We start from the raw sequence: 23535 nt of genomic DNA, 5'->3' as shown, positions 1-23535 counted from the left end.
TAAAGAATTTAAAAATAATCAATAACTTAAAATAAAATTATTCCTATAATTTCACAACACCCAGTAATTTTAATAAAAATTAAGCAATAACCTATTAATTACCTTAAAACCATACATTTATCCCATATTTTTTTATTTTAACAACAATTTTAAATTAAAATAAAAGATAATCATTTTAAATCCTCAAGAATCATTTTATAAAGATGATATATAAATTTTTTCTGTTAAAACGGTCTAAAAATCCAGTAAAATAAAAATTAACTAAAATAAATTAAAAAATTTAAAAAACAGATAAATTATTATAAATAAAATAAAAATATTTTTATTAAAAAAAAGTGAAACATAAGTTAAAAAAAGAGTTTAAAACTTCTATAAAATAAAAGGGTAAAAATATGAAGCAATTAATTATATTTTTGTTAGCTATTTTAATAATAGTTCCAACAATCCAAGATGTTTCAGCAGAAACCTTATTTTTAACTTCGGATAATTTAATTGACCCTGAAACTGATTATAATATATTAAGCTCAATTGCAAATTTTATTGAAGAAATAAGCAATGGAGATATAAATGTAATTGTAGATAGTCAAGCTCCAGGACCTGGAGAAGGAACAAGAGCTATTACCAGTAGTAGTGATATCAGTGTCACATTGGCAGCGGCTTGTGCTGGAAACTTTTTAGAGGAAGCCGAATACTCTGCAAATTCAAATAAACAAATAATCTTTGTAAATAGTGGAAATTTTAATCTTGACCATGAAGATTCTCTAAGAAGAGCATGGGATGATAATTATTCCAACATCACATTTGCAGGATTAAATGAACCTGGAAAATTCTTAAATGATGCAGGAATAGATTATATACAACCTTTACAAGAATATCCTGATGCAGAATCAAATGGATATCTTGATAGAAATGATGATGAAGTAAATAGATATATTGCAGAGCAAATTGTTGAAAGTGTAAATAGTTATTCAAATAGTACAGAAAAAAACTTAAATACTGATTTGATTGTTAGAAACACATTAGCGCCAAGTGTAATGGCAGCTGCAAGTCAAGCATTTCTTAATTCAGACAATAATGAAATGACAGGTACATACAATTCTTATACCGCACCCCAACTATTATATTTAACAAGCTCTTACTTAGGTAGTAATGGTCTTTCTGAACCTAAGGATTATGAAGAACCAAGTTCTCCACTTAAATACTCTTTATTTGTCAAGGACAGCTATTCTATATATGATTACATGACAATGGGCGATATAGTTAGTGAATATATGGATATAAATGGCAAAGCTCCAGATTATATTTCATATAATGGTGCTTATATTAGTTATTATGATTTACAACACAATTTTGCAAAGTTAACTGAAAACCATACTGATCCAAGTAGCATGGATTTTGAAAGAGAATATCCATTTGAAAAAGTTAATGATTCAATTTTAGTTAATCTATTACCAATTTTACTTATCATTATAGCAATATTATTCATAATACTTATAATAAAAAGAGTAAAAATCAGAAAATAATTTTTTCTATATAAGAATAAATATATTTACAATTAACTATCATTGTTTTACCCCATTCAGATGTGAAAAAATAGAACATTAATTTAGAAATAATCATATACTAACGAAATATTAACTGAGTTAATATTTTCAACTTTTTCTTTTTTTTTATAATTAATTAATGGTTTAAACTTTTAAAAAAAAAACTACATCAACTAAGTTTTTATTAATTACAGAGACAACAGTTGTTAACCCAATAGTTGTTTATTCAATAGTTGCAAAGACAACATTTATATATGGAGAATAATATATACAGAAACATAAAGTTTACCTGAAACTTTATACATCATAAAAAAGGATACAATGGAGAGGATTAAAAATTCAAAAAGAAAAGATACCACTTGAAAAAATTCCTCTTACACTATTTATTTCAATAATTTATAGACAGTATCTTTTATTCCTTAATAAATGTCTTGAAGATGAAGGCATACATGCAGGACAAACTCCTTTTATTTTATATTTAAATTATAAAAAAGAAGCAAATCAAGAAGAAATGGCCGACTGCTACAAAATTGACAAGGGGAGCGTGGCCAGGTCTATAAGAAAGTTAGAGGAATTAAACTTAATAAATAAAAAAACTGACGAAAATAATAGAAGAAAATGTGTATTATCATTAACTGATTCTGGAGAAGAATTAGCCCAGAAGATAAAAGAAATAAATAAAATATGGGATTCTCATATCTTTGAAAAAATTGATATTGATGAAATGAGAGTTAGAGAAGTCTTTAATTTAATATCCGACGTATCCATTGAAACTTACAGAGAACTAAAAGAAGGAGGTAACAATGACAACTGAAGTGAAAAAGAAACATTCCAACATTGAATTAATTAGAGGAGACCCAAAAAAAGCAATTAATAAATTATCCGTACCAATGATGGCTTCAATGTTACTTATTATGGCATATAACATTGCAGACAGTGTATGGGTAGCGGGACTTGGAGCTGAAGCTTTAGCAGCTATTGGATTCATTACTCCTTTATTTTTAATTGTTATCGGGTTAGGAAACGGTATTGGATCTGGTGCAAACTCATTAATGGCTAGGGCGATTGGTGCTAAAAATAAAGCATTAGTTAACAATGCAGCATTACATGCAATAGTTATTACACTTATTATAAGTATTGTCGCACCGTTAATATTAGTCCCACTCCTTCCACAAATTATTACATTAATGGGAGGGGGAGAAACCCTTGAATATGCATTAGCATATGGTAATATTACTTTTGGATTAATGATTGTATTTCTTTTCTCCTCAGTTGCATCTGCAATTTTAAGAGCTGAAGGAGATGTAAACAGAGCTACAATTGCAATGGCAATTACAGCTATTTTAAACATTGTTCTTGACCCAATTTTCATATACTATTTAGGTATGGGAATAGCAGGAGCTGGATGGGCAACAATCATCTCAGCAACAATTTCATGCGTAGTTATGATTTACTGGATGTGGGTTAAAAAAGATACTTATGTAGATTTACATTTCTCACAATTTAAACCAAGTAAAGCAGTATTATTTGATATTTTAAAAGTTTCAATACCATCTACTGCAGAACAATTCATTATGTCACTTCTTGCAATGGTTATAAATGCAATGCTTGTAATGGTTGCAACAACAGATGCAGTTGCAGTATATACTGCAGGTATGAGATTAATACAAATAGCTATGATTCCTTTAATGGGTCTCGGTACTGCTCTTTTAACAGTAGGGGGAGCCGCTTACGGTGCACGTAACTATAAAAAGCTAAATATCAGTCTTAATTACACTGTTAAAACAGGGTTCATAATATCAATAGTTATGGCAATCATATTTGCAATATTTGCACCGCAAATTGCATTGTTATTCTCCTATTCTGCATCAACAGCATATTTAACACCGCAAATTGCAACATTAATTAGGTTATTCACATTGTTCTTAATTTTCATGCCATTTGGTATGTCTGCAGCTTGTTTATTCCAAGGTGCAGGAAGAGGTGTGAACTCCTTAGTCATTACATTATTAAGATCATTAATTTGTGAATCAATATTCGCTTATCTCTTTGGTTTCGTATTTGGAATGGGTGAAGTCGGTATTTACTGTGGTGTTATTGTTGGAGGATTCTGTGGTTCAATGTTCGGTTATGCTTGGTCTAGAATATTCCTTAATAAAACCAAAAAACTATTTGAACACCACAATAGCGAAAAAACTGTGGAAAGTTAAATCTTTCCACTATTTTTTTATAAGAAATATATAACAGTGTTATAAAAGATTAGTTAAAAAAATAATTAAATTAAAGACAAAAAGTCATAAATTAGTTTAGATGCAGTAACTGCTGTTAATTCACCTAACTTTTTAGTAGCTGTTTCAACAACATCCATTCCCACAACATTTTTTTGTGAAATAACCTTTAAAATAATTTCAACATCACGAATAGATAAACCAAAAGGTGTAGGATTACCAACACTTGGTGCAACAGAAGGATCTAAAACATCCATATCAATAGAAAGATAAACAGGTGTTTTAATATTATCTAAATAATATTCAATACCATCTAAATGGTGAAATACATTAATATTATTGAAAGTGGTAATATTTTCTTTTTCATTGGCAAAATCTTCTTCTTCTTTAGAAGCAGAACGAATACCTATTTGGATTAATTCATTCAAGCCAAAATCATATGCTCTTCTCATAACTGTAGCATGAGAATATTTCTCACCAATGAAATCATCAGCCAAATCTCTATGGGCATCAAGATGAACAATAGTTAAATCATCATATTGTTCAGTTAATGATTCTAAAGCACCAATACTTGCACTATGTTCTCCACCAATTAAAATAGGCTTTATCTTAAATTCAGATATTTCATTAACAGTATCTTCAATAATATCACAAGTTTTTTTACAATTTCCAGGAATTACATTAACATCCCCAAAATCATAAAATGTAGTGTCTATGAATGTATCAAAAACAGAATTATATTTTTCAAAACCAAAAGAAGCTTCTCTAACAACAGTTGGTCCAAAACGAGCCCCAGAATGGTAAGAAGTAGTACTATCAAATGGAACTCCAATTATTCCCCAAGAACCTTCTTCAACTTGATCTAAATCAGAACTTTCTTGAGAAAATGCAAATTTCCATGGTTCATAAGTATTAAAAAGCATAATAACCCAAGAATTAAAAAAAAAGAAGAAAAGAACAAATAATTAAAACAATTATTTAGTTCTCATGATTTTCATGTTACCTAAAGCAACGATGTAATCTACTTCAATTCCTTCAGTAATTTCATCTTTTAAATCTTCAGGCATTTCTAAATCTAAAGTTTCGTAACTTTCCATATCCATTAATTGAACATTGTTACCTTGGATAGATAATACTTGACCTACTCTTTTATCGATAATAGGAATATCTACTTTAGTATCTACAGGTTTTACAATACTTCTTTTTTGATTATCAAAAATACCTACAGCTTCTAATCTTGCTTTAGCTGCCCCGTGTTTACCAGGGGAAGATGTAGTTAAACTAGTAATTTTAGAAGCTTCTCCACCCAATACGATGTATTTTCCGACTTTTAAAGTTTTAATTTCTACAACTTTTGTTGACATTAACAATTCCTCCATAATATAAAAATAAGAATTATATTTTTTTAAAAAAGATTAATCTATAATACATTAGATTAATATTATATTATCAAGCCTTTTATTTAAATCATTCGATTTAAGCAGTATAACATAAAAAAACAAATATCCATTTTTTATATAAAATGAGAAACATATGATAAATAAAGTGATAAAATGAAAATAGCTATTGTATCAGGAAATGATGAAGGACCTACAGAATTAAATGCTTTTGATAATGCCTTAACAAAAGCTGGAATTGGTGATGTAAACTTAATTAAAGTATCAAGCATGCTTGCAGGAAATGCCAAAGTAGAAAAATTACCTGAATTAAAAGCAGGTTCAATGGTTAATTGTGTACTATCTACTGTTACTTCTAAAAATAAAGGAGATGAAATTACAGCAGTAGTTGCAGTAGCTATTGGAAAAGAATTAGGATGTGTTGTTGAAACAACTGGAATAAACCAATCAAAAGAAGATATTAAAAATGAAGCTATTTTCATGGTAAAATATATGATGGAAAAACGTAATGTTGAAATAGAAGATTTAATTGTTGAAGAAGCTAGCCATACTGTAGAGAAAGTCGGTTCAGTTGTAGCTTCAGTAGTGTATCTAAATGATGATATAATAAAATGAGGAGATTCAAAATGAATGAAAAAGAAAAAACAATAGCTACAAATCTTGCATATGAAATAATTAAAGATGTTGGAAGGGCTATTAGACCTTATGTTGGAAATCCAGAATCTGGAGAACAAGTTAAAATTGGTGCAGACGGGACACCAACCTCATTTATTGATATAATTGCAGAAAATGAAGTTATTAACGTTCTTAAAAAGTCACCTTATCTCTCATATCTCATCAGTGAAGAAATAGGGGAATTAAAATTAGGAAGAGGCAAATCCGAAGAAATTACACTTACACAAGAATTAAGAAGAACTGATTTAAGTGAAGATGAAACACCTCATTTTATTTTCTTAGTAGATCCATTAGATGGAACTAGCAATGCAATTAAAGAAATTCCAGCATATGGTATTTCAGTAGCTGTAGCAAATGTACCTAAAGGAAGAGTAGCTACTTTAGATGATGTTGAATTAGGTTTCATAAGTAATTTTGGAAATGGCAATTTCTTTGAAGCAGAAAAAGGAAAAGGCTGCTGGTTAAATAATGAAACTGTAAAACCATCTGAGAACACCAGTATTCGCAATATGTCCCTTGGCGGATTTACAAAAAGCAGTACAATTACAGCTTCCAAATTAGTTGATAATGCAAGGCGTATGCGTGTTTTAGGTTCTGTAGTTCTTGAATTATCCTATGTAGCTAGTGGAAAATATGATGCTTTTCTTGATTTAAGAGGAAGTAGAATAATTGATATAGCTGCTTCTAAATTAATCGTTGAGGAAGTTGGAGGTATAATCACAAATAAATACGGTGAAAAACTTAACAACAAGCTCAGTATTTATGAAAAAACAATTGTTGTTGCAGCTAATAATAAAATACTCCACAATCAAATTATTGATATCTTAAATGATAATGAATCCGATGTTATTGGCAATGTTGGAATTGTCAGTCGTTTAGATGAATATAAATCTGTCTTATACTCTGCAAAAATTATTGATTTCCTATTAATGAATGGTATTGAAGTAGAAATTGAAAAAGGATTAAGTAAAAAACTTGAATCCCTTAAAGATAATCCAGATATTAAAGAAATCATTAAGAAAACACAAGAAGAAGCTCCTGAAATAGCTGATCAAATTGAAGACTTGACTTTTAAAACAAATTATAAAAAATTGTCTAAAAAATTGTCTGATTTTGACTGCGATATGGCAATAATACTTGGAGGAGATGGAACATTACTTAGAACTCAAAGTAAAATGACCAAAGAAATTCCTATTTTTGGAATTAACATGGGTACTGTAGGATTCTTAACAGAAATTGAAGTCAAAGACACATTTAAAGTTTTAACAAAAATTTTAAAAGGTGAATACTATGTTGAAGAAAGAACAAAACTCATTGTCTCACATGAAAATCACCAATATTCTGCATTAAATGAAGTAGTGATAATGACTAAAAGTCCTGCTAAAATGTTACACTTTGAAGTCCAGGTAGATGGTGAAATAGTTGAAGAATTCAGAGCCGATGGATTAATTATTTCAACACCAAGTGGTTCTACAGCATATTCCATGTCAGCAGGAGGCCCTATTTTAGATCCAAAAGTTGGAGGATTCATTATAATTCCAATTTGTCCTTATAAATTAGGAGTAAGACCATTTGTTATATCTGACAATAGTGAAATAATAGTAAAATTGCTTAAAAAAGGTAAAAAAGCAGTATTTGTAATGGATGGTCAAATTAATGAAGAAGCAGAATATCAGGAAGAAATTAAATTCAAAAAATCCGATAGAAATGTTTACTTCATAAGGACAAGTAAAAAATACTTCTATGAAAAAGTTAAAGAGAAATTGATAGAAGGCGGAATTCATAATGTCCCACGGTGCTTATAATGGATTGTTTAATTATTGATTTAACTCATGGTGGAGTTAAAATAGCTATTAGCCTTGTAAAGACTAAAAAATATGATACTGTTTATGCATATGACATCTATAAAACTTTAAAACCAATTGATAAAAAAATGCTTGAAGTATATGGAGTTAAAGTTATAAATTTAGAGACTATTGACAAAAATATTAAAAATTTAACAGTAGTTTCTCCTATTCACCTCCCATTAAGTGAAGAAGATATTAAAAAGGAAATTAACAATCCAAATATCAACTACACTTTTTTAAACCATCATGAAGCAGTGTCATTAATACTTGATGAATGGTGTGAAAAATATCCTGAAATATTAAAAATAGAAGTTACTGGAGTCAAAGGGAAAACTAGCTCTGTTTTCATGTTAAAAGAAATTTTTAACTTTAAAAACCCGCTAATTTTAAGTAGTTTAGGTGCTTTACTTTATAGAAATGGAGAAAAAACAACTCTTAAGAAAAATATCAGCATAACACCAGCTAACATTAAAGAAACTATCGATTTAGCTTACAAAACTTCAAATCCAATATGTAAAATAGCTAGTGGCGAGGTTGAAAGTGAAAATATTGTAGAATATGGAGTTGCTATTTTTGAGTCATCATTAGGAGTTACTGGAATTGGAGATATTGGACTTTTAACAAATATTGCTGAAAATTATCCTATTGCAAAAAATAGATTAAATGCACATAAAGCAAAAGCCCAAGTATTTAGATGTAACTTAATAGCTATTGAAAAGGAAACACTTGATGACTATTATCCATTAGAAAAAGAAAAATTTGAAAATAAAATTAACACATTTTCATTAGAAAATTCTGAAGCTAATGTCTATGCAAGTAACATAAAATACAGTCTAAATAAAACCACATTTGATGTAACATATACCAATTTAAAAACAGTCACTGGTGATAAAATAAATGGTAGGTTTAAAATAGCTACTTTTGCACCAGGACATCACCATGTACAGAATGTCTTAGGAGCTATTACTGTAAGTTTAGCATCAAATATTAGTGAAGATAAAATTATTAACGGTCTTGAAAATTATAAGGGAATCCTTGGAAGAAGTTCCAAAAAAACAGTGAAAAATAGCTTAATCATTGAAGAAATTAACCCTGGAATTAATACAAAAGCTATTGAAAACTCCATTGACATGATAAAAGACCTTGAAAATTATTCTATCATTATTGGTGGAGATTATGGAATAACCTGTGAAGAAATTGATGAAGAGAAAGTCAGCAATCTTTTAGATAGCTATGATTTGGATTTAACTTTAACAGGAGATGTTGGATTAAATATCTTCAATAAAATGGATAAAAAACACAGCTATGTTAAAAATTATCAGGATGCAATTAATAAAAACATCAAAAAAGGCAAAAATATTTTGTTTATCTACAGATCCAATTATAAAGAATTGAACAAAAGATAAAGCAAATATGAAAATACTTATAAATTATCATGAATAAAAAAATATAGTGATAGAAAATAATCATAGCATTAAATTCTACAATAAGAATTGGAATATAAGAAAAATAATTAATATTTCTTATAGAAATTGGAGATGATGAGTTGATTGTTGGAACTAGAGGGAGTCAATTAGCACTTAAACAAACCAAAGATGTTTGTGCAGATTTATCCAAAATTACTGGACAAGATATTGAAATCAATATTATTAAAACAAAAGGAGATAAAATTACCGACTCTCAATTATATAATATGGATTCAAAAGGCTTATTCACTAAAGAATTAGATAAAGCAGTGCTTGAAGAAGAAGTTGATTTCTCAGTTCACAGCTTTAAAGATTTACCAACTGAATTAGATGAAGATCTTGAAATAGTAGCTGTTCCTAAAAGAGAAGCACCTAATGAGGTGTTAATCTCAGATAAAAGTTGGGATGAATTAACTGAAGGTTCTACATTAGGTACAAGTAGTTTAAGAAGAGAAGCTTTCTGTAATCTTTATAAAAAAGATTTGCAGTTAAAACCTATTAGAGGTAATATTGAAACCAGAATAAACAAAGTTAAAGATACAAGCTTAGATGCTACAATCATGGCTCAAGCAGGACTTAAAAGACTAAATTTAGATAATAATATTAAAACTATTTTTCCACTAGATTACTTTACTCCTGCAGCAGGCCAAGGTGCTTTAGCTGTGATTACTAGGAAAGATTCTGATAAAAAAGAGGTTATCTCAAAATTAAACCATTATCAATCCATGCAAGAAGTATTCGGAGAAAAAAGTATTCTTAAAGAACTAGGTGTTGGATGCCAATGGCCTATTGGAGCAATAGCTAGATTTAATAATAATAAATTTAATTTATATTCAATTCTTTTAACCCAAGAAGGTGAAATTCTTAAAGAATGTAATGAAACTGGATCTATTAAAGATGCTGAGGATTTAGGTAGAAAAATTGGTATGATTTTTAAAGATTATGTATAATATGGAGGACTAAAATTGAGGAAAATCAATGTAGGTGTTATCGGCGTTGGAGCAATGGGATATAACCATGCTCGTGTATATTACAGATTAGAAGAAGCGAATTTAGTTGCAGTTTCTGATGTTAGTGAAAGAACATTAAACAAAGTATGTGAAAAATACGATGCTAAAGGTTATTCTGACTATGAAGACTTACTTAAAGATCCAGAAATCGAAGTTGTAAGTGTTTGTGTACCTACAACCCACCACCACGATGTTGTAATGAAAGCTATTGAATATGGTAAACATGTTTTAGTAGAAAAACCAATTGCATTTAGCTTAGAAGAAGCTGAAGAAATGATAGCTGCTGCAAAAGAAAAAGGAGTTATTCTTGGAACTGGACATGTTGAAAGATTCAACCCAGCTGTTCAAAAAGCAAAAGAGCTTATTGAAAATGATGTAATTGGTGATGTGGTTTCAGCTTCTGCAAAAAGAGTAGGTCCATTCCCTCCAAGGATTAAAGATGTTGGAGTATGTATTGATTTAGCTATTCACGATTTAGATGTAATGTACTACTTATTCAACGAAGATGTAGAACAAGTTTATGGAACAATGAGTAGTATTTTAGATAAAACTGACTTTGAAGACCATGCTGAAATTATGGTTAGCTTTACTAATGCTACTGGTATTCTTGAAGTAAACTGGTTAACTCCATATAAAAGAAGAGAAATTGAAATTACTGGAACAGATGGAATCATATCTGTTGACTACATAGAACAAAGTATTGAAGTCTTTGGAAAATTTGCACAAGACATTAATATAAAACATGAAGAACCATTAAAAGAAGAGTTAAAATCTTTCTTAGAAGCAGTTGATGAAGGAAAAGACCCTGTAATCACTGGGGAAGATGGGCTTAATGCTCTTAAAATGGTAATAGCTGCAAGCAAATCCTCCAGAGCACATAAACCAATTAGTTTTGATGAACTTGATTAAATCAGTGATATTATGGAAAATGAACTAATTCAAAAAGCACAAGAGCTTAGAAAACATGGATTCACCACTGGGGAAATAGCTGATGAATTAAATGTATCTATGGACACAGCCAGATGGTTAACTCTTCAAAAACCACGTGATGAAAAACCAGAAGCACCAGTTGACTTTGCAATTAACTGGCAAAGCCTTGGTGGAAACTCTACAAGACTTAGATATGTTTCTGGTGCATTAAGCGATATGGCATTATCTCATGGTGAAGCAGATGTTATTGTTGGAATTGCAGTTAGTGGAATTCCATTTGCAACAATGATGGCTGACTTTTTAGAAGACATGAGTGGTGTTGAAACATCCCTTGCAGTTTTCCACCCAAATAAACACAGAAAACAAAATGACATTGGTGATGGCGAAGGAGCTATTAGTGAAAACTTTGGATCCGTTGAAGGTAAAAAAGTTGTAATAGTTGATGATGTTATCACAAGTGGTAATACTGTTACAGAAGTACTTGAAACCGTTAAAGATCATGGCGGAGAACCTATTGCTGTTACAGTTTTAATTGATAAAGCAGGCCTTTCTGAAATTGATGGTGTTCCTGTAGAATCTTTAATTAAAGTAAGTAGATTAGGTTAAGCCTAATTCACTACTTTTCTTTTTTTATAAATAATAATCTTTTATTAATTTAAAAATTTCTTTTGAAGTGTTTAAACCAAAATTAATTTTACTTTTTTTAATAATATTGTCCAAAGTAATTTCAGAAGTGTTATTTTCTTTATTTAATTTAATTGAAATCTTTTTAATAGAATTTTTTGGATAAAAATTAATGTCTGTATCTTTCAACAATTTATCATACTCAATTTCATAAATTCCTAAATCTGTTAAAATAAGTGCATAGAACTTATTTTTAAATATTTTTATAATATCCTCATCTTTTGATAAAAAATCATCAACAATAGATAAATTAATTTCTGGAGCAGTGCCTAATTTATAATCAGAAAATACAGGTTTGTAAGATTTATTGGAATTAAGATAGGCTGCAATACCTCCAGATGTTGTTTCTATAGATTTCTTAAAAAAAGAAATGCTATTTTTCTCATCTAACCAATTATCTTCAGCTAATTTATTGTCAATAGATTCCCAATTAAAACTAAATAAATTAAAACTGTTAAAATCCTCTTTTGAAGTTATAGTTTTATTGAAATCCATAATTACCACCTTTACTAAGAACAACTTTAAACTCGTTATAATTATATTTAGTTTTAATGTATATAAATTATATGTATTTTGTTATTAAACTATTGTTTAAAAAAATATAATCAGTGATAATGACCATAATAGTGACCACTCGGAGAACTGCCATATCCTCCCTCATAGTAATCAGAGTAATAATAATCATCAGAATCAGAATATAGATTATCACTATGATCATAAGTATCATAATCATAATAATCCTCTTCAACAGAATCATCATCTTCTAAATCATCATAACTGGAATCAACTTCGTACGAATCATCATCATAAGTAAAAGTAGTAGTACTTTCCTCTTCTGAAGAGAAAATAGAAGCAATAGCACCAATAGCTATTATGACAATACAACAAAAACAACAAATTGAAAAAATATCACCAAAAGACATCTGAAAAACCTCTCTAAAGTAAAAAAATATGCTTTAAACTTTTAAAAAATATTACAATAGCCACCCCTAAAAGAAAACCTGTTATCACTCTTAAACCATTATTACTTACCCTAAAATTAAACAGCTGAGTTACACCATCAACAACTGCAGGAATAGCTAAAATAAAAGATAAAAAAATCATGTCTAAATTAAAAGGCATTGGAATTGAAAAATAGACTAAAATCATAATAGCTATTCCCAAATATGCCCCAGTACATCTTGCACATACTGGAAACTGATGACTACCAATGAAAAAACTTCTTTCAGGTATTTGATGGCAAAAATATTTAAAAATACTCATAAATATATCACATAGTTTTCCTAATTACTAAACAATATATCGCCAATGTATATAAAATGTTACTATATCAATTTTCTAAAATAAATTCATGAACTATATCATCAAGCTGTTTTTTAATTAAACTGAAATCCTGATTTAGATTTAATGTCTTTATACATATAACATTTCCACTCATAGTATATTTTTGATTTGGAACTAATTTTTCATCAGTTTTAGCATAAAGAAGCATGCCTGAAACTTCATGAGATTTATCTGATAATTCTATTTCTTTATTTTTTACATAGGTAAAAATTTGATATAAATTTCCAGAATGAAGAGTATTTACATCATAATGCTTTCTAAAAATATTACCATAATACTTCGCATCAATAATTAAAGTTTTATCCCCATATGACAATACTATATCTGTTTGCATTACTGGAAGTAACCATGAATTATCATCATCTAATTGCCATTTAATTTGAGGCGAATGAACTTTAATTACAGGATATTCTAACTTATAATACTCTAAAATAAATTTTTCATATAATCTACTCATTCTTTGATCATCTAAAAATTCCATTAATTTAGCATTTCCCCTATCTTCTGTTTGAAGCAATCCTTTAATTGTTAAATAACAAATTCCAATAATCATCCTGTAATTCTGGTTATTCCTATCATACCTTATTTTCCAATTAATTTTATTAACCTCTAAAGTATCAACTTCTCTAAAATAAGGTAAAATCTTTTTTAATTTAGATTTACGTTCTTTAGACAAATCATTTTTTAAAATTAAGTTTAAGGTAGATTTTATAATTTGATTTAAATAACAGTTAATAGAAAATTCATCATAAGTGCAGTACAACTGCCTTTTTAGAAAACTTTGATCTTTAATTGAATTGGAAATATTTATTTTTCCCCTAATTAAAGAGGTAACTTCATTTTCTTCAATATAATCTTTAACTAAACCCTGTTTGATCTGTTTTTTAATTCCTATATCCAATATCTCAGCAAATAATTCTAAAGTATTCTCAAAATCCTCAGTACATACTTTATTATATTCATTTTCATTTAATACAGAAAATGCATAACAAAGCATATGATAAATATTTTTAATAGGAATCAATTAATCACACTTCTCAATTGATTAGACCATTGTTCAACTTTCTCTGGCTCATCAAACCAATACTCATTTAATAAAGGAATGATTTCATGATTAACTATATAGTTTAATTTTTCATCAATATCCTCTGAATTCAAATTAGCAAAATAGCTATGGCCAATAGCAAATCCTTCCCCTAAACTTTCATCCTTTTTAATTTCCTCATTGAGAGTTTTTATATTCTCAATTAAGTTATCAAATTCAGAACTATTAATCTCTTTTTGGTATTGTATAAATCCTTCAGAGGAAAATCCCGGTTTTAAATCAAAAAATGCAAATCTTCTTCTAAGAGCATAATCAATCATTGCAAGACTTCTATCTGCAGTATTCATTAATCCAATTATATAAACATTCTTTGGAATGAAAAATAGCTCATCAGAATATACTAATCGAATTTTATTTTTATCTCCTCTCTTGTCATTTTCAATTAGCATGAATAATTCACCGAAGATTTTACTTATATTTCCTCTATTTATTTCATCAATAATAAAGAAATAATCGTTTTCATCATCCTCTTCAGCTTTTTTACAGAAATTATAAAATGATCCATGTTTAAGTTCAAAACCTTCCTTAGATGGTCTAAATCCCATAATAAAGTCTTCATAAGAATAGCTTTGATGGAACTGAATCATCATACATCTGTCAACATCTTTAAGACCCATTATTGAATAAGCAAGTCTTTTAGCTAGAAATGTTTTGCCTACACCAGGAGCTCCCTGAATAATAAGATTCTTTTTATTTTTTAAAAGATTAAGAAGAGTAAAATATTCATCTTTACCAATGTAAACTTCATTTAAGAAATCTTCAGCTAAATAAGAAGGATATTCTTTCATAGATTCAACATCCTCTTCTTCAAATAAATCCTTTATCTGATTGAGAATGTGAGTATACATTGTAAACTCAGTAAGTGTTTTCAATGGTAAAGATTTAGTTCTCTCATCCCAATTTTTTTTCATACTCCAAATCCCTTTATCAATCCATTGAACAGTTCTAGAATGAGAATAGTACTGTCCCTTATTAAATTTATAGCCAGAGGTTACAATCCCCCTACCCACAATATCATTTCTACCTCTTTTAACAAATATTATATCTCCTACTTGAATATCATGTGCAAATTGCCATAAACAATGAACCTCATTCTTATGCGGTTTATTATCATTATAATAATCTTGCAAAGCTTTAGAAATTTCTTCTTTGGATTTAAATTTAGTTAAATCACCAATTTCCCATCCAATAGCCATAATTCCCTTTTCATAAAATTCATCCCACATATTAGCCCTTTCACCTGGAGAATAAATCCAATATTTAGTTGTTTTTACATCCTCATCTCCAAGACCATCAACGGGCAAATCACTATCATTTACATCTTTTTGAGTATATGCTTCATGTGAAAGTTCAGAGAATGTTTTATAGTTGAAAGAGTAACTACTTAAAACTGATTTAACATCTTCACAGAGTTGAAGATATTCAATGGCTTTTGGAGGGTTTTTTAAATTCTTTATTTTATTAGCAACAGTATCTGATAAGTGAGATTCCTCTTCTAAAAAAGATCTATTGGTAGCATCTAAATTAATAAATTTATTAGGCCTAATCCAAAATAGACCCATAGTAATTTTCCATTTAATTCCCTTTTGTTTAAGAACATTATCATAATAAGACATGAATTTATTAATAGCTATTTCATTAGGCTTTTTAGAAATTTCAAGTGCTGCTTCAAAAACACCCCACAAATTATCAATATCTTTATCTCCACGAGAATCAGAAAAATAATAAAAAGTTGCAGAAAGATTATTTACTAAAGGAATACCATCAAAATGTTCAGGAGCATTACTTGAAAGTGAAAATTCTTGTTTAAATATATTAACTAACTTTATACGATTATCATCAGATATTTTCTTATTAAATAATGCAAAAACTGTAAATGGATCTATATCAAAAGGAAATATTGATTTGCTAGCACCATCTCCTTCTAAAGTAGCTATTTGAATGTTATTCTCATCATAACACTTATAAATCTTATCAATAAGTTCTTTTCTATTGTTTTTGTACTTCAATAAGCTATCTGCGAATTCCTCATAAAAAGGAATCCATTCATAATTACCATTACTCATAAAAATTACAACCCTATTAACTAGTTAAATAATAATTTTAATTTAACTATTAAAAAAGTATTTTCATAACAAATTGATAACATGAAAAAAAATAGCTATTAAATTATAAAAAATAGAACTAAAAATAAACTGAAAAAAAATAATAAAAAAAAGAAAAAGCAAAGGAATTATACAATTCCTTGTGCATTCATTGCATCTACAACTTTTTCGAATCCTGCAATGTTTGCTCCAGCTACATAGTTTTTATCTAAACCATAAGCTTTTGCTGCATCATCGATGTTGTGGAAGATGTTTTGCATAATATTTTGAAGTTTAGAGTCAACTTCTTCAAAGGTCCAAGATAATCTTTGAGAGTTTTGAGCCATTTCTAAAGCAGAAGTAGCTACTCCACCAGCGTTGGAAGCTTTACCTGGTCCAAATAATACATCATTAGCTTGGAAGTATTCAGTTGCTTCAATAGTGGTTGGCATGTTAGCTCCTTCAGCTACTGCTAAAACACCGTTTTCTACTAAGATTTTTGCATCTTCTAAGTCTAATTCATTTTGAGTAGCACATGGAAGAGCAATATCACATTTAATAGACCATACACCTTTACCTTCATGGTATTCTGCACTTGGTCTTTCTCTAGCATATTCAGTTAATCTTGCACGTTTTACTTCTTTAACTTCTTTTAATAATTCAACATCAATTCCTTCTGGGTCGTAAATCCAACCAGTAGAATCAGAACAGGTTACAGGTTTTCCACCTAATTGTTGAGCTTTTTCAATTGCATAAATAGCTACATTTCCTGCACCAGATACAACAATAGTTTTATCTTTGATGTCAATATCATTGTTTTTTAACATTTCATCAGTGAAGTATAATAATCCGTAACCAGTAGCTTCAGTCCTAGTTAAAGAACCTCCGTAAGATAAAGCTTTACCAGTTAATACTCCTTCAGATAATCCTTTAATTCTTTTATATTGGCCGTATAAGAAACCGATTTCTCTACCACCTACACCAATATCTCCTGCTGGAACATCAGTATCTGCACCAATATATTTGCATAATTCAGTCATGAAACTTTGACAGAATGCCATTATTTCCCTATCAGATTTTCCTTTAGGATCAAAGTCAGATCCTCCTTTTCCTCCACCAATTGGGAGTCCAGTTAAAGAGTTTTTAAAGATTTGTTCAAATCCTAAGAATTTAATAATACCTACATTTACGGAAGGGTGGAAACGTAATCCTCCTTTGTAAGGTCCAATAGCACTGTTAAATTGTACACGGTATCCAGTATTTACTTGTACTTGACCATTGTCATCTACCCAAGGAACACGGAATTTTAATTGTCTTTCTGGGTTTACTAATCTTTCAAGAAGTGCATTTTTCTTAAATTCTTCTTCATTTTCTTCAATGACCACTCTTAAGGATTCCAATACTTCTTTTACAGCTTGATGGAATTCTGGTTCAGAGGGATTTTGTTTTACAACTAATTCGATTACATCATCTACATATGACACAAATATTCCTCCATTAATTAAGTTTCAATGAATTAAATACAAAATAAAAATCTTGTAAATATAATCCATCACATATCATTAAATAAAAATTCAGATTATCCTAGTTTATTAACAAGAATATTTAACAATACAATATATTATTTAAATTTACTAATATATAAACAATGTTATTTTTAGAAAAAAAGTTCAGAAAATTAGTAAAAAAAGCAAATAAATTAAACAAATTAAATAAAAATTAAAAAAAATCATCAAAATAAATATTTTTTCTTGAAAAATAAAAACAAAATAATAAAAAATTAGTGGAAAATAAAAGGTTTGAACATTATCCTAAATGATAACGTAATATAGCTGCAATTCCACCAAATGCTCTTAAAAGCTGCATTCCTTCTTCAGTTTCAGAAGATATGAATTCAACAGTAGTATCCATTTCTTCAGCTTTTTCTACAAAGTCATCAATTAAATCAAGAGAACTTTCTTCTTTTAAAGACTCATTACATTTTTCACATCTATAATCTGCTTTAGAATATTCAGCCTCATTTTTAACAGTCAACTCTTTAGTTTCACCACATGCTGGACATTTTAAAACTTTATGAATAGCTACTAAATCTTCAGACAATAATAAAGTATCCACAGCACCCATAATTAAGCTGTTTCTTACTTCATTTTCACCATAAGCTGCAAGTCCTTTTTCCTTAATCAACTCTTTTAAGAATTTTTGGACAATTTTTTTCTCATGCATTACATCTAAATCATTTAAAATGTCTGCAGATTTGTCAATAACTTCTCTAATACCAAATTCACCAGTATAAGAAGTATCTACAGTTGCAATGATTTTATCTTTAATCTCATAATTAAGATAGTCCCCTTTTACAAACTCCTCTTTAGTAAATCCAGGACCACCAATAATAACTCCTTTAAGTTCTTCCAAAGCAAGGAAATCTTCATTCATATGATCTCCAATCCTTTTTTTGAACTCGTGAGCAGCAAGATCAATAACACGGTCAAACCTTCTTTGTGATTGTCCCCCAGCTTTATGTTTACCTGGAACACCACTAGTTAAATGGTTTAAAATTGTAACTTTTTTACCTTTTAAAGTAGCTATTGTAGCTTCTTTCCTGTCAATTACAGCTAAACCATAGGTTTCATGCTCTTCAATCATGTGTTCTAATGGTTCTAAGAAAAATTCATTGTTACATTGATACCAATAAGTTGTAATAGCTTCAGGTGGCTCAAATACATATGTTTCCATTTTTTCAGTACCTGGCCCTCCTTTAGGAATCATACCAACAAATAAAACTAAACCATTTTCAGGAGGTTGTTTAAATAATCTAATTCTTTGTAAAATAACCTCAATAGCTGATTGAACATTTTTTCTTGTAGATTTACTTTTAATGTTAGCACTTTGACCAAGTTCATCCCTCATTTGCTTTCCAACATCACTTAATTGTTTATCATGTGGAATATAAACAGAAACAAGTTCAGTACCTTTACCACGTTTACCAGATAATTCTTTTAAAGTTTTTTTAAATTCGTATAATTCTTTTGATGTTGCTTTTGCCATTGTAATCCCTTAAAAAAATAATAAAAAATATAGTAATAATTATAATAATATAATTTTATGTCTTTTACATATAAATAATTAATGTGGGATATTTAAATATAAGTTCGATATAATTATATGTATAATAAAATTGACATGATGATAATATGGTTCTAAGAAGATGCCCTCAATGTAACACAACAAGTGATGATAAATTTGGTTTTTGTGTAAAATGTGGATATGAATTTCCTAAAATTGATGTAAATGAAAATACATGTCCTTTATGCGGTAGTGAAAATCCTCCTGAAGCGACATACTGTGTAAAATGTGGAACACCATTAATATTTAAAAATGCTGGTGAACAAACCTTTGATCAACCACCAATTTTTATTAAATATAGTGAAAATAATCCAAATAAATCTAGCACAAGTAAATTTTTAATTATTATGGGTTATTTATTCTGTATTTTAGGAGGAATAGTTGGATTAATAATAGCTATTTACCTTGCAACAAGAAAAGATCCAGTAGCTAAAAAACATGGGCGTATACAACTAGGAATTTTAATATTGTATGTTTTGATTATTGCTTTAGCACTTTCAAGTGGTTTAGTATCAGTAAATGATTTAATTAATGCCACTACATACAATCAAAGTTTCAATATGACTTTCTAATGTATCTAACTAACTTAGAATCAATCATTAAATATCCAAATACATTACTATGGCACCATCCCCGTTGTCATAGTACTTTGGAACTAACCTATCAACTTGAAAATTAAACTTTTTATAGAAGTTGATAGCTATTTTATTATTTTCATTAACTTCTAAAGTAATTTTACTTAATTTACATATTTTTAATGTGGAAATTGCTCTTGATAACAGCATTGTACCTGCTTTTAAACATCTGTATTTTTCATCAACAGCTATTGAGATGATATGACCTACATTTTCTTCTTTTATCCAAAATAAAATGTAACCTACAACTAAGCCATTATCTTCAGCAACTAGAAAACCTGCACCAATATCATATAATTTTCTAAAAATAGCTAAACCATAAGATTGGTCAAAAGAAGTTTCATGAATAAAATGAACTCTCCTCAAATCATTTGGTACAAATTCTCTAACTCTCATAAAAATTACCTTCTATAACATATAATAAGTTCGTAGTATATAAAACTATCAATAAACAATATTTATATTATATAATATTAATAATATACATGAATCTTTTAAACAGGTAGAGGCAGAAAGATGTGGGAAGATTTAGGAGAATACATTCTAACAATTACCGATAAACGGCCTTTAAAAATAGCTGAAATTGGAGTTGGAAAAGTTGACCTTGTATATCAATATCTAAAGAAACAAGACCAGGTTGATATTATAAAAACTGATATTAGACCTGCTGATGAAAGTGTCATAAAAGACGATATAACCAATCCAAATTTGGATTTATACAAAGATGTTGATATTATATACTCTATTAGACCCCCTAGTGAACTTCAGCCATATCTTGTAAAATTAAAAGATTTAACTAATGCTAAACTTATAATAAGGCCTTTATTTAATGAAGATTTAAATACTGGTCCTCGTAAAATGAAGCTTAAAAACTACAAAAAAGCCAGTTTTTATATATTATAGGGATAACAATGAAGGACAAGATATTAGAGAAATTTAAAACTTCTTTAAATGGTTTAAGTTCTCAGGAAGCTAGTGCAAGACTTGAGAAATATGGACCTAATGAACTTAAAGAAGAAAAGAAAAAGCACCCAATTGTTCTTTTTTTATTACAATTTGCAGATGTGTTAATTCTCCTTTTAATAGTTGCAGCTATTGCAGCTTACTTTGTTGGAGATGTTATTGATACCTGTGTAATTTTAATTGTTGTAATATTAAATGCAGTAATTGGTTTTATTCAAGAATATCGTGCTGAAAAAGCTATGGAAAAACTGAAAAGTTTAGTATCAACTGAAGCTGTAGTTAAAAGAAATGGTGAAGTTGTAAAAGTAGCTGGAAACGAATTAACTATTGGAGATATCGTTCTTCTTGAAGAAGGAGATAAAGTTCCAGCAGATCTCATATTAATTGAAACTAATGAATTAAGAATTGATGAATCCTCTTTAACTGGAGAATCAAGACCAGTTACTAAATCCGGAGAATATGATGGAAGTGAATCTTTAGATTTAACTGATAAAAAAGTGGAAAAACAATTAGCTTCCCATATTGCATATATGGACTCTGCAGTAGTCGGAGGAAATGCAATAGGTGTTGTATTTGCTATAGGAATGGACACCTCAATTGGTAAAATAGCAGAAATGATTCAAGGAGAAGAAAAAGAAACTCCACTACAAGCAAAAGTTGGAAAACTAGGAAAAACATTAGCTATTATTGCAATTATAGTATGTGCATTCGTATTCGTTGTAGAGCTTCTTAAAAACATTCCTATTGTCGAAACATTTATGACAGCAGTATCTTTAGCAGTGGCTGCAGTTCCTGAAGGTTTACCTGCAGTTTTAACATTAACTTTAGCTTTAGGTATGCAACAAATGGCTAAATCAAATGCTGTTGTTCGTAGATTACTTGCAGTAGAAACATTAGGTTCATGTACTATTATCTGTACTGATAAAACAGGTACATTAACTGAAAATAAAATGACTGTAAGAGAAGAGGAATTATTTAATAAAGAAAAATCTTACTTAATCTGCGGATTATGTACAAATACAACTATTAAAGATGGAAAAATTATTGGAGATCCAACTGATGGAGCTATAATGAAATATGGTGAAGATAACAATTTCATTAAAAGCGAATTGGAAAAAGAATATCCAAGAATAAAAGAACTTCCATTAGATAGTGTACGTAAAAGAATGACAACAATCCACTCATTATCTACATCAGCTAATGAAAATTCAATTGTATTAACTAAAGGTGCTCCAGAATTAGTTCTTGACTTATGTAAATACATTGATAAAGATGGAAACATTGAAATTCTTGATAATGAAACTAAAGAAAACATGATTAAAAATATAAGTAAAATGACAAACTCTGCACTTAGAGTTCTTGGACTTGCTTATAAGAATTTTAATTATGATGATGACAAAAAATCTTCTGAAATTGAATCTGACTTAATCTTCACTGGACTTGTTGGAATGATGGACCCACCACGTGAAGAAGCAAAAATAGCTGTTAAAGATTGTATGGATGCCGGAATTCAAGTTAAAATGATTACTGGTGACCACCAAGAAACAGCAGCTGCAATTGCAAGAGAAATCGGAATATTAACTGATGGTCGTGTAATTAACGGTGAAGAACTTGATGATTTAAGTGAAGAAGAATATCTAAAAGCTGCAGATGATATTCAAGTTTATGCAAGAGTTTATCCTGAACAAAAAATGAGAATTGTTGAAACCTTGCAAAACAAAGGAAATATTGTCTCAATGACTGGAGATGGAGTGAACGATGCGCCTGCTCTTAAAAAAGCATCTATTGGAGTTGCTATGGGATCAGGTACTGATGTTGCAAAAGAATCAGCAGACATGGTTATTCAAGATGATAATTTTGTAACTATTGTAAAAGCAATAAGAGAAGGAAGAAAAATTTATGATAACATTAAAAGATTTGTTAAATTCCAGGTTTCCACAAATATTGGGGCTATTTTAACAATCTTAGGTGCTTCATTTGCATCTTTACCTATTCCATTTAATCCAGTACAATTACTATGGATTAACATTATTATGGATGGTCCTCCAGCTCAAACATTAGGTATGGAAGGAGAAGAAAGAGACATTATGGACAGAAAGCCTGAAACTGGAGACATTTTAAATAAAAGAGTGATAATCAAAATCATAGTTGCAGGTGCAGTAATGGCTATAGGTACTTTAGGATTATTTGCTTATAATCTAAACATTGGTGAAACAGAATCTAAAGCAATGACTGTTGCATTTACATTGTTTGTTGTTTATCAATTATTTAACGCATACAATGCCAAATCCAACTCAGACAAAAGAAGTACATACCTATACATAGCAATTGCAATCTCCTTTGTATTACAATTATTAGTAATATATGTCCCATACCTCCAAATGATATTTAGAACATCAGCTATTGGATTAATCGATTGGGTTTTAATCTTTTTAGTTGCATGTACAATCTTAATATCTGACAGAATAATGAATAGGTTAATACCTACCGATTAGTGGTT

General features: G+C 29.1%; 22 protein-coding genes. 12 read left to right on the top strand and 10 right to left on the bottom strand.

Features of this window, described 5'->3' with window-relative positions; all coding sequences use genetic code 11:
• The first annotated feature begins 392 nt into the window (after positions 1-392).
• From MBBWO_RS04000 to MBBWO_RS03990, 3 genes are all read left to right on the top strand, one after another.
• A complete protein-coding gene (locus MBBWO_RS04000) occupies positions 393-1523 on the top strand; it encodes an adhesin (RefSeq protein ID WP_116669590.1) in 1131 nt (376 codons plus the stop codon).
• 337 nt (positions 1524-1860) lie between these two features.
• Entirely contained in the window at positions 1861-2358 is a 498-nt protein-coding gene (locus MBBWO_RS03995) for a MarR family winged helix-turn-helix transcriptional regulator (RefSeq protein ID WP_341476362.1), read from the top strand.
• Positions 2348-3754 carry an MATE family efflux transporter gene (locus MBBWO_RS03990; RefSeq protein ID WP_116669588.1) on the top strand — a complete coding sequence of 469 codons (1407 nt, stop codon included), beginning with the start codon at positions 2348-2350 and terminating at the stop codon, positions 3752-3754. The genes MBBWO_RS03995 and MBBWO_RS03990 overlap by 11 nt, the downstream gene beginning before the upstream one ends.
• Positions 3755-3819: 65 nt before the next feature.
• On the opposite strand, the gene speB is transcribed toward MBBWO_RS03990, so the two are convergent.
• Entirely contained in the window at positions 3820-4695 is an 876-nt protein-coding gene (speB, locus tag MBBWO_RS03985; protein ID WP_116669587.1) for an agmatinase, read from the bottom strand.
• A gap of 51 nt (positions 4696-4746) precedes the next feature.
• Positions 4747-5136, bottom strand: a complete 390-nt coding sequence (locus MBBWO_RS03980) for a translation initiation factor IF-5A (RefSeq protein ID WP_116669586.1) — start codon at positions 5134-5136, stop codon at positions 4747-4749.
• 189 nt (positions 5137-5325) lie between these two features.
• Here MBBWO_RS03980 and MBBWO_RS03975 point away from each other — a divergent pair, with 189 nt between their 5' ends.
• From MBBWO_RS03975 to MBBWO_RS03950, 6 genes are all read left to right on the top strand, one after another.
• On the top strand, positions 5326-5784 hold the full coding sequence (locus tag MBBWO_RS03975; protein ID WP_116669585.1) for a pyruvoyl-dependent arginine decarboxylase: 459 nt from the start codon (positions 5326-5328) through the stop codon (positions 5782-5784).
• An 11-nt stretch (positions 5785-5795) separates the two neighbouring features.
• Entirely contained in the window at positions 5796-7649 is a 1854-nt protein-coding gene (locus MBBWO_RS03970; protein WP_116669584.1) for a bifunctional NADP phosphatase/NAD kinase, read from the top strand.
• Positions 7649-9097: a coenzyme F430 synthase gene (cfbE, locus tag MBBWO_RS03965; RefSeq protein ID WP_116669583.1), complete on the top strand. Its 1449-nt coding sequence runs from the start codon at positions 7649-7651 to the stop codon at positions 9095-9097. Before MBBWO_RS03970 ends, cfbE begins: the two co-directional genes overlap by 1 nt.
• 140 nt (positions 9098-9237) lie before the next feature.
• A complete protein-coding gene (gene hemC, locus MBBWO_RS03960; RefSeq protein ID WP_116669582.1) occupies positions 9238-10107 on the top strand; it encodes a hydroxymethylbilane synthase in 870 nt (289 codons plus the stop codon).
• A gap of 15 nt (positions 10108-10122) precedes the next feature.
• Positions 10123-11076: a Gfo/Idh/MocA family protein gene (locus MBBWO_RS03955; RefSeq protein WP_116669581.1), complete on the top strand. Its 954-nt coding sequence runs from the start codon at positions 10123-10125 to the stop codon at positions 11074-11076.
• A 12-nt stretch (positions 11077-11088) separates the two neighbouring features.
• Positions 11089-11703: an orotate phosphoribosyltransferase-like protein gene (locus tag MBBWO_RS03950; protein ID WP_116669580.1), complete on the top strand. Its 615-nt coding sequence runs from the start codon at positions 11089-11091 to the stop codon at positions 11701-11703.
• Positions 11704-11727: 24 nt separating this feature from the next.
• Here the strand turns inward: MBBWO_RS03950 and MBBWO_RS03945 are convergent, their stop codons facing one another.
• The 7 genes from MBBWO_RS03945 to prf1 form a co-directional block, all read right to left on the bottom strand.
• Positions 11728-12276 carry a hypothetical protein gene (locus MBBWO_RS03945; protein ID WP_116669579.1) on the bottom strand — a complete coding sequence of 183 codons (549 nt, stop codon included), beginning with the start codon at positions 12274-12276 and terminating at the stop codon, positions 11728-11730.
• A gap of 110 nt (positions 12277-12386) precedes the next feature.
• A complete protein-coding gene (locus tag MBBWO_RS03940) occupies positions 12387-12704 on the bottom strand; it encodes a hypothetical protein (RefSeq protein ID WP_116669578.1) in 318 nt (105 codons plus the stop codon).
• Positions 12705-12717: 13 nt separating this feature from the next.
• Positions 12718-13044, bottom strand: coding sequence for a DUF2085 domain-containing protein (locus MBBWO_RS03935; RefSeq protein WP_116669577.1), 327 nt, complete (start codon positions 13042-13044; stop codon positions 12718-12720).
• A 67-nt stretch (positions 13045-13111) separates the two neighbouring features.
• On the bottom strand, positions 13112-14149 hold the full coding sequence (gene mcrC, locus MBBWO_RS03930; protein WP_116669576.1) for a 5-methylcytosine-specific restriction endonuclease system specificity protein McrC: 1038 nt from the start codon (positions 14147-14149) through the stop codon (positions 13112-13114).
• The gene (locus MBBWO_RS03925; RefSeq protein WP_116669575.1) at positions 14146-16296 is read right to left on the bottom strand and encodes an AAA family ATPase; all 2151 of its coding nucleotides are present in this window, start codon (positions 16294-16296) and stop codon (positions 14146-14148) included. The genes mcrC and MBBWO_RS03925 overlap by 4 nt, the downstream gene beginning before the upstream one ends.
• Positions 16297-16463: 167 nt before the next feature.
• Positions 16464-17798 (bottom strand): NADP-specific glutamate dehydrogenase, encoded by a 1335-nt coding sequence (gene gdhA / locus MBBWO_RS03920; protein ID WP_116669574.1) that lies wholly within the window; start codon positions 17796-17798, stop codon positions 16464-16466.
• Between the two features lie 322 nt (positions 17799-18120).
• On the bottom strand, positions 18121-19359 hold the full coding sequence (gene prf1, locus MBBWO_RS03915; protein WP_116669573.1) for a peptide chain release factor aRF-1: 1239 nt from the start codon (positions 19357-19359) through the stop codon (positions 18121-18123).
• Positions 19360-19505: 146 nt separating this feature from the next.
• Between prf1 and MBBWO_RS03910 the strand changes: the two genes are divergently transcribed.
• Positions 19506-20009 carry a zinc ribbon domain-containing protein gene (locus MBBWO_RS03910; protein ID WP_116669572.1) on the top strand — a complete coding sequence of 168 codons (504 nt, stop codon included), beginning with the start codon at positions 19506-19508 and terminating at the stop codon, positions 20007-20009.
• Between the two features lie 27 nt (positions 20010-20036).
• Here the strand turns inward: MBBWO_RS03910 and MBBWO_RS03905 are convergent, their stop codons facing one another.
• A complete protein-coding gene (locus MBBWO_RS03905; protein WP_116669571.1) occupies positions 20037-20468 on the bottom strand; it encodes a GNAT family N-acetyltransferase in 432 nt (143 codons plus the stop codon).
• 120 nt (positions 20469-20588) lie between these two features.
• Here MBBWO_RS03905 and MBBWO_RS03900 point away from each other — a divergent pair, with 120 nt between their 5' ends.
• Entirely contained in the window at positions 20589-20975 is a 387-nt protein-coding gene (locus tag MBBWO_RS03900; RefSeq protein WP_116669570.1) for a UPF0146 family protein, read from the top strand.
• 8 nt (positions 20976-20983) lie between these two features.
• Complete coding sequence (locus MBBWO_RS03895) at positions 20984-23530, top strand: calcium-translocating P-type ATPase, PMCA-type (protein ID WP_116669569.1); 2547 nt, start codon at positions 20984-20986, stop codon at positions 23528-23530.
• Positions 23531-23535 lie beyond the last annotated feature (5 nt).

The organism is Methanobrevibacter woesei (assembly GCF_003111605.1).
GTDB classification, from domain to species: Archaea; Methanobacteriota; Methanobacteria; order Methanobacteriales; family Methanobacteriaceae; genus Methanocatella; species Methanocatella woesei.
Note: the sequence above shows the minus strand (reverse complement) of the source record. Positions and strands in the feature narration are given on the sequence as shown.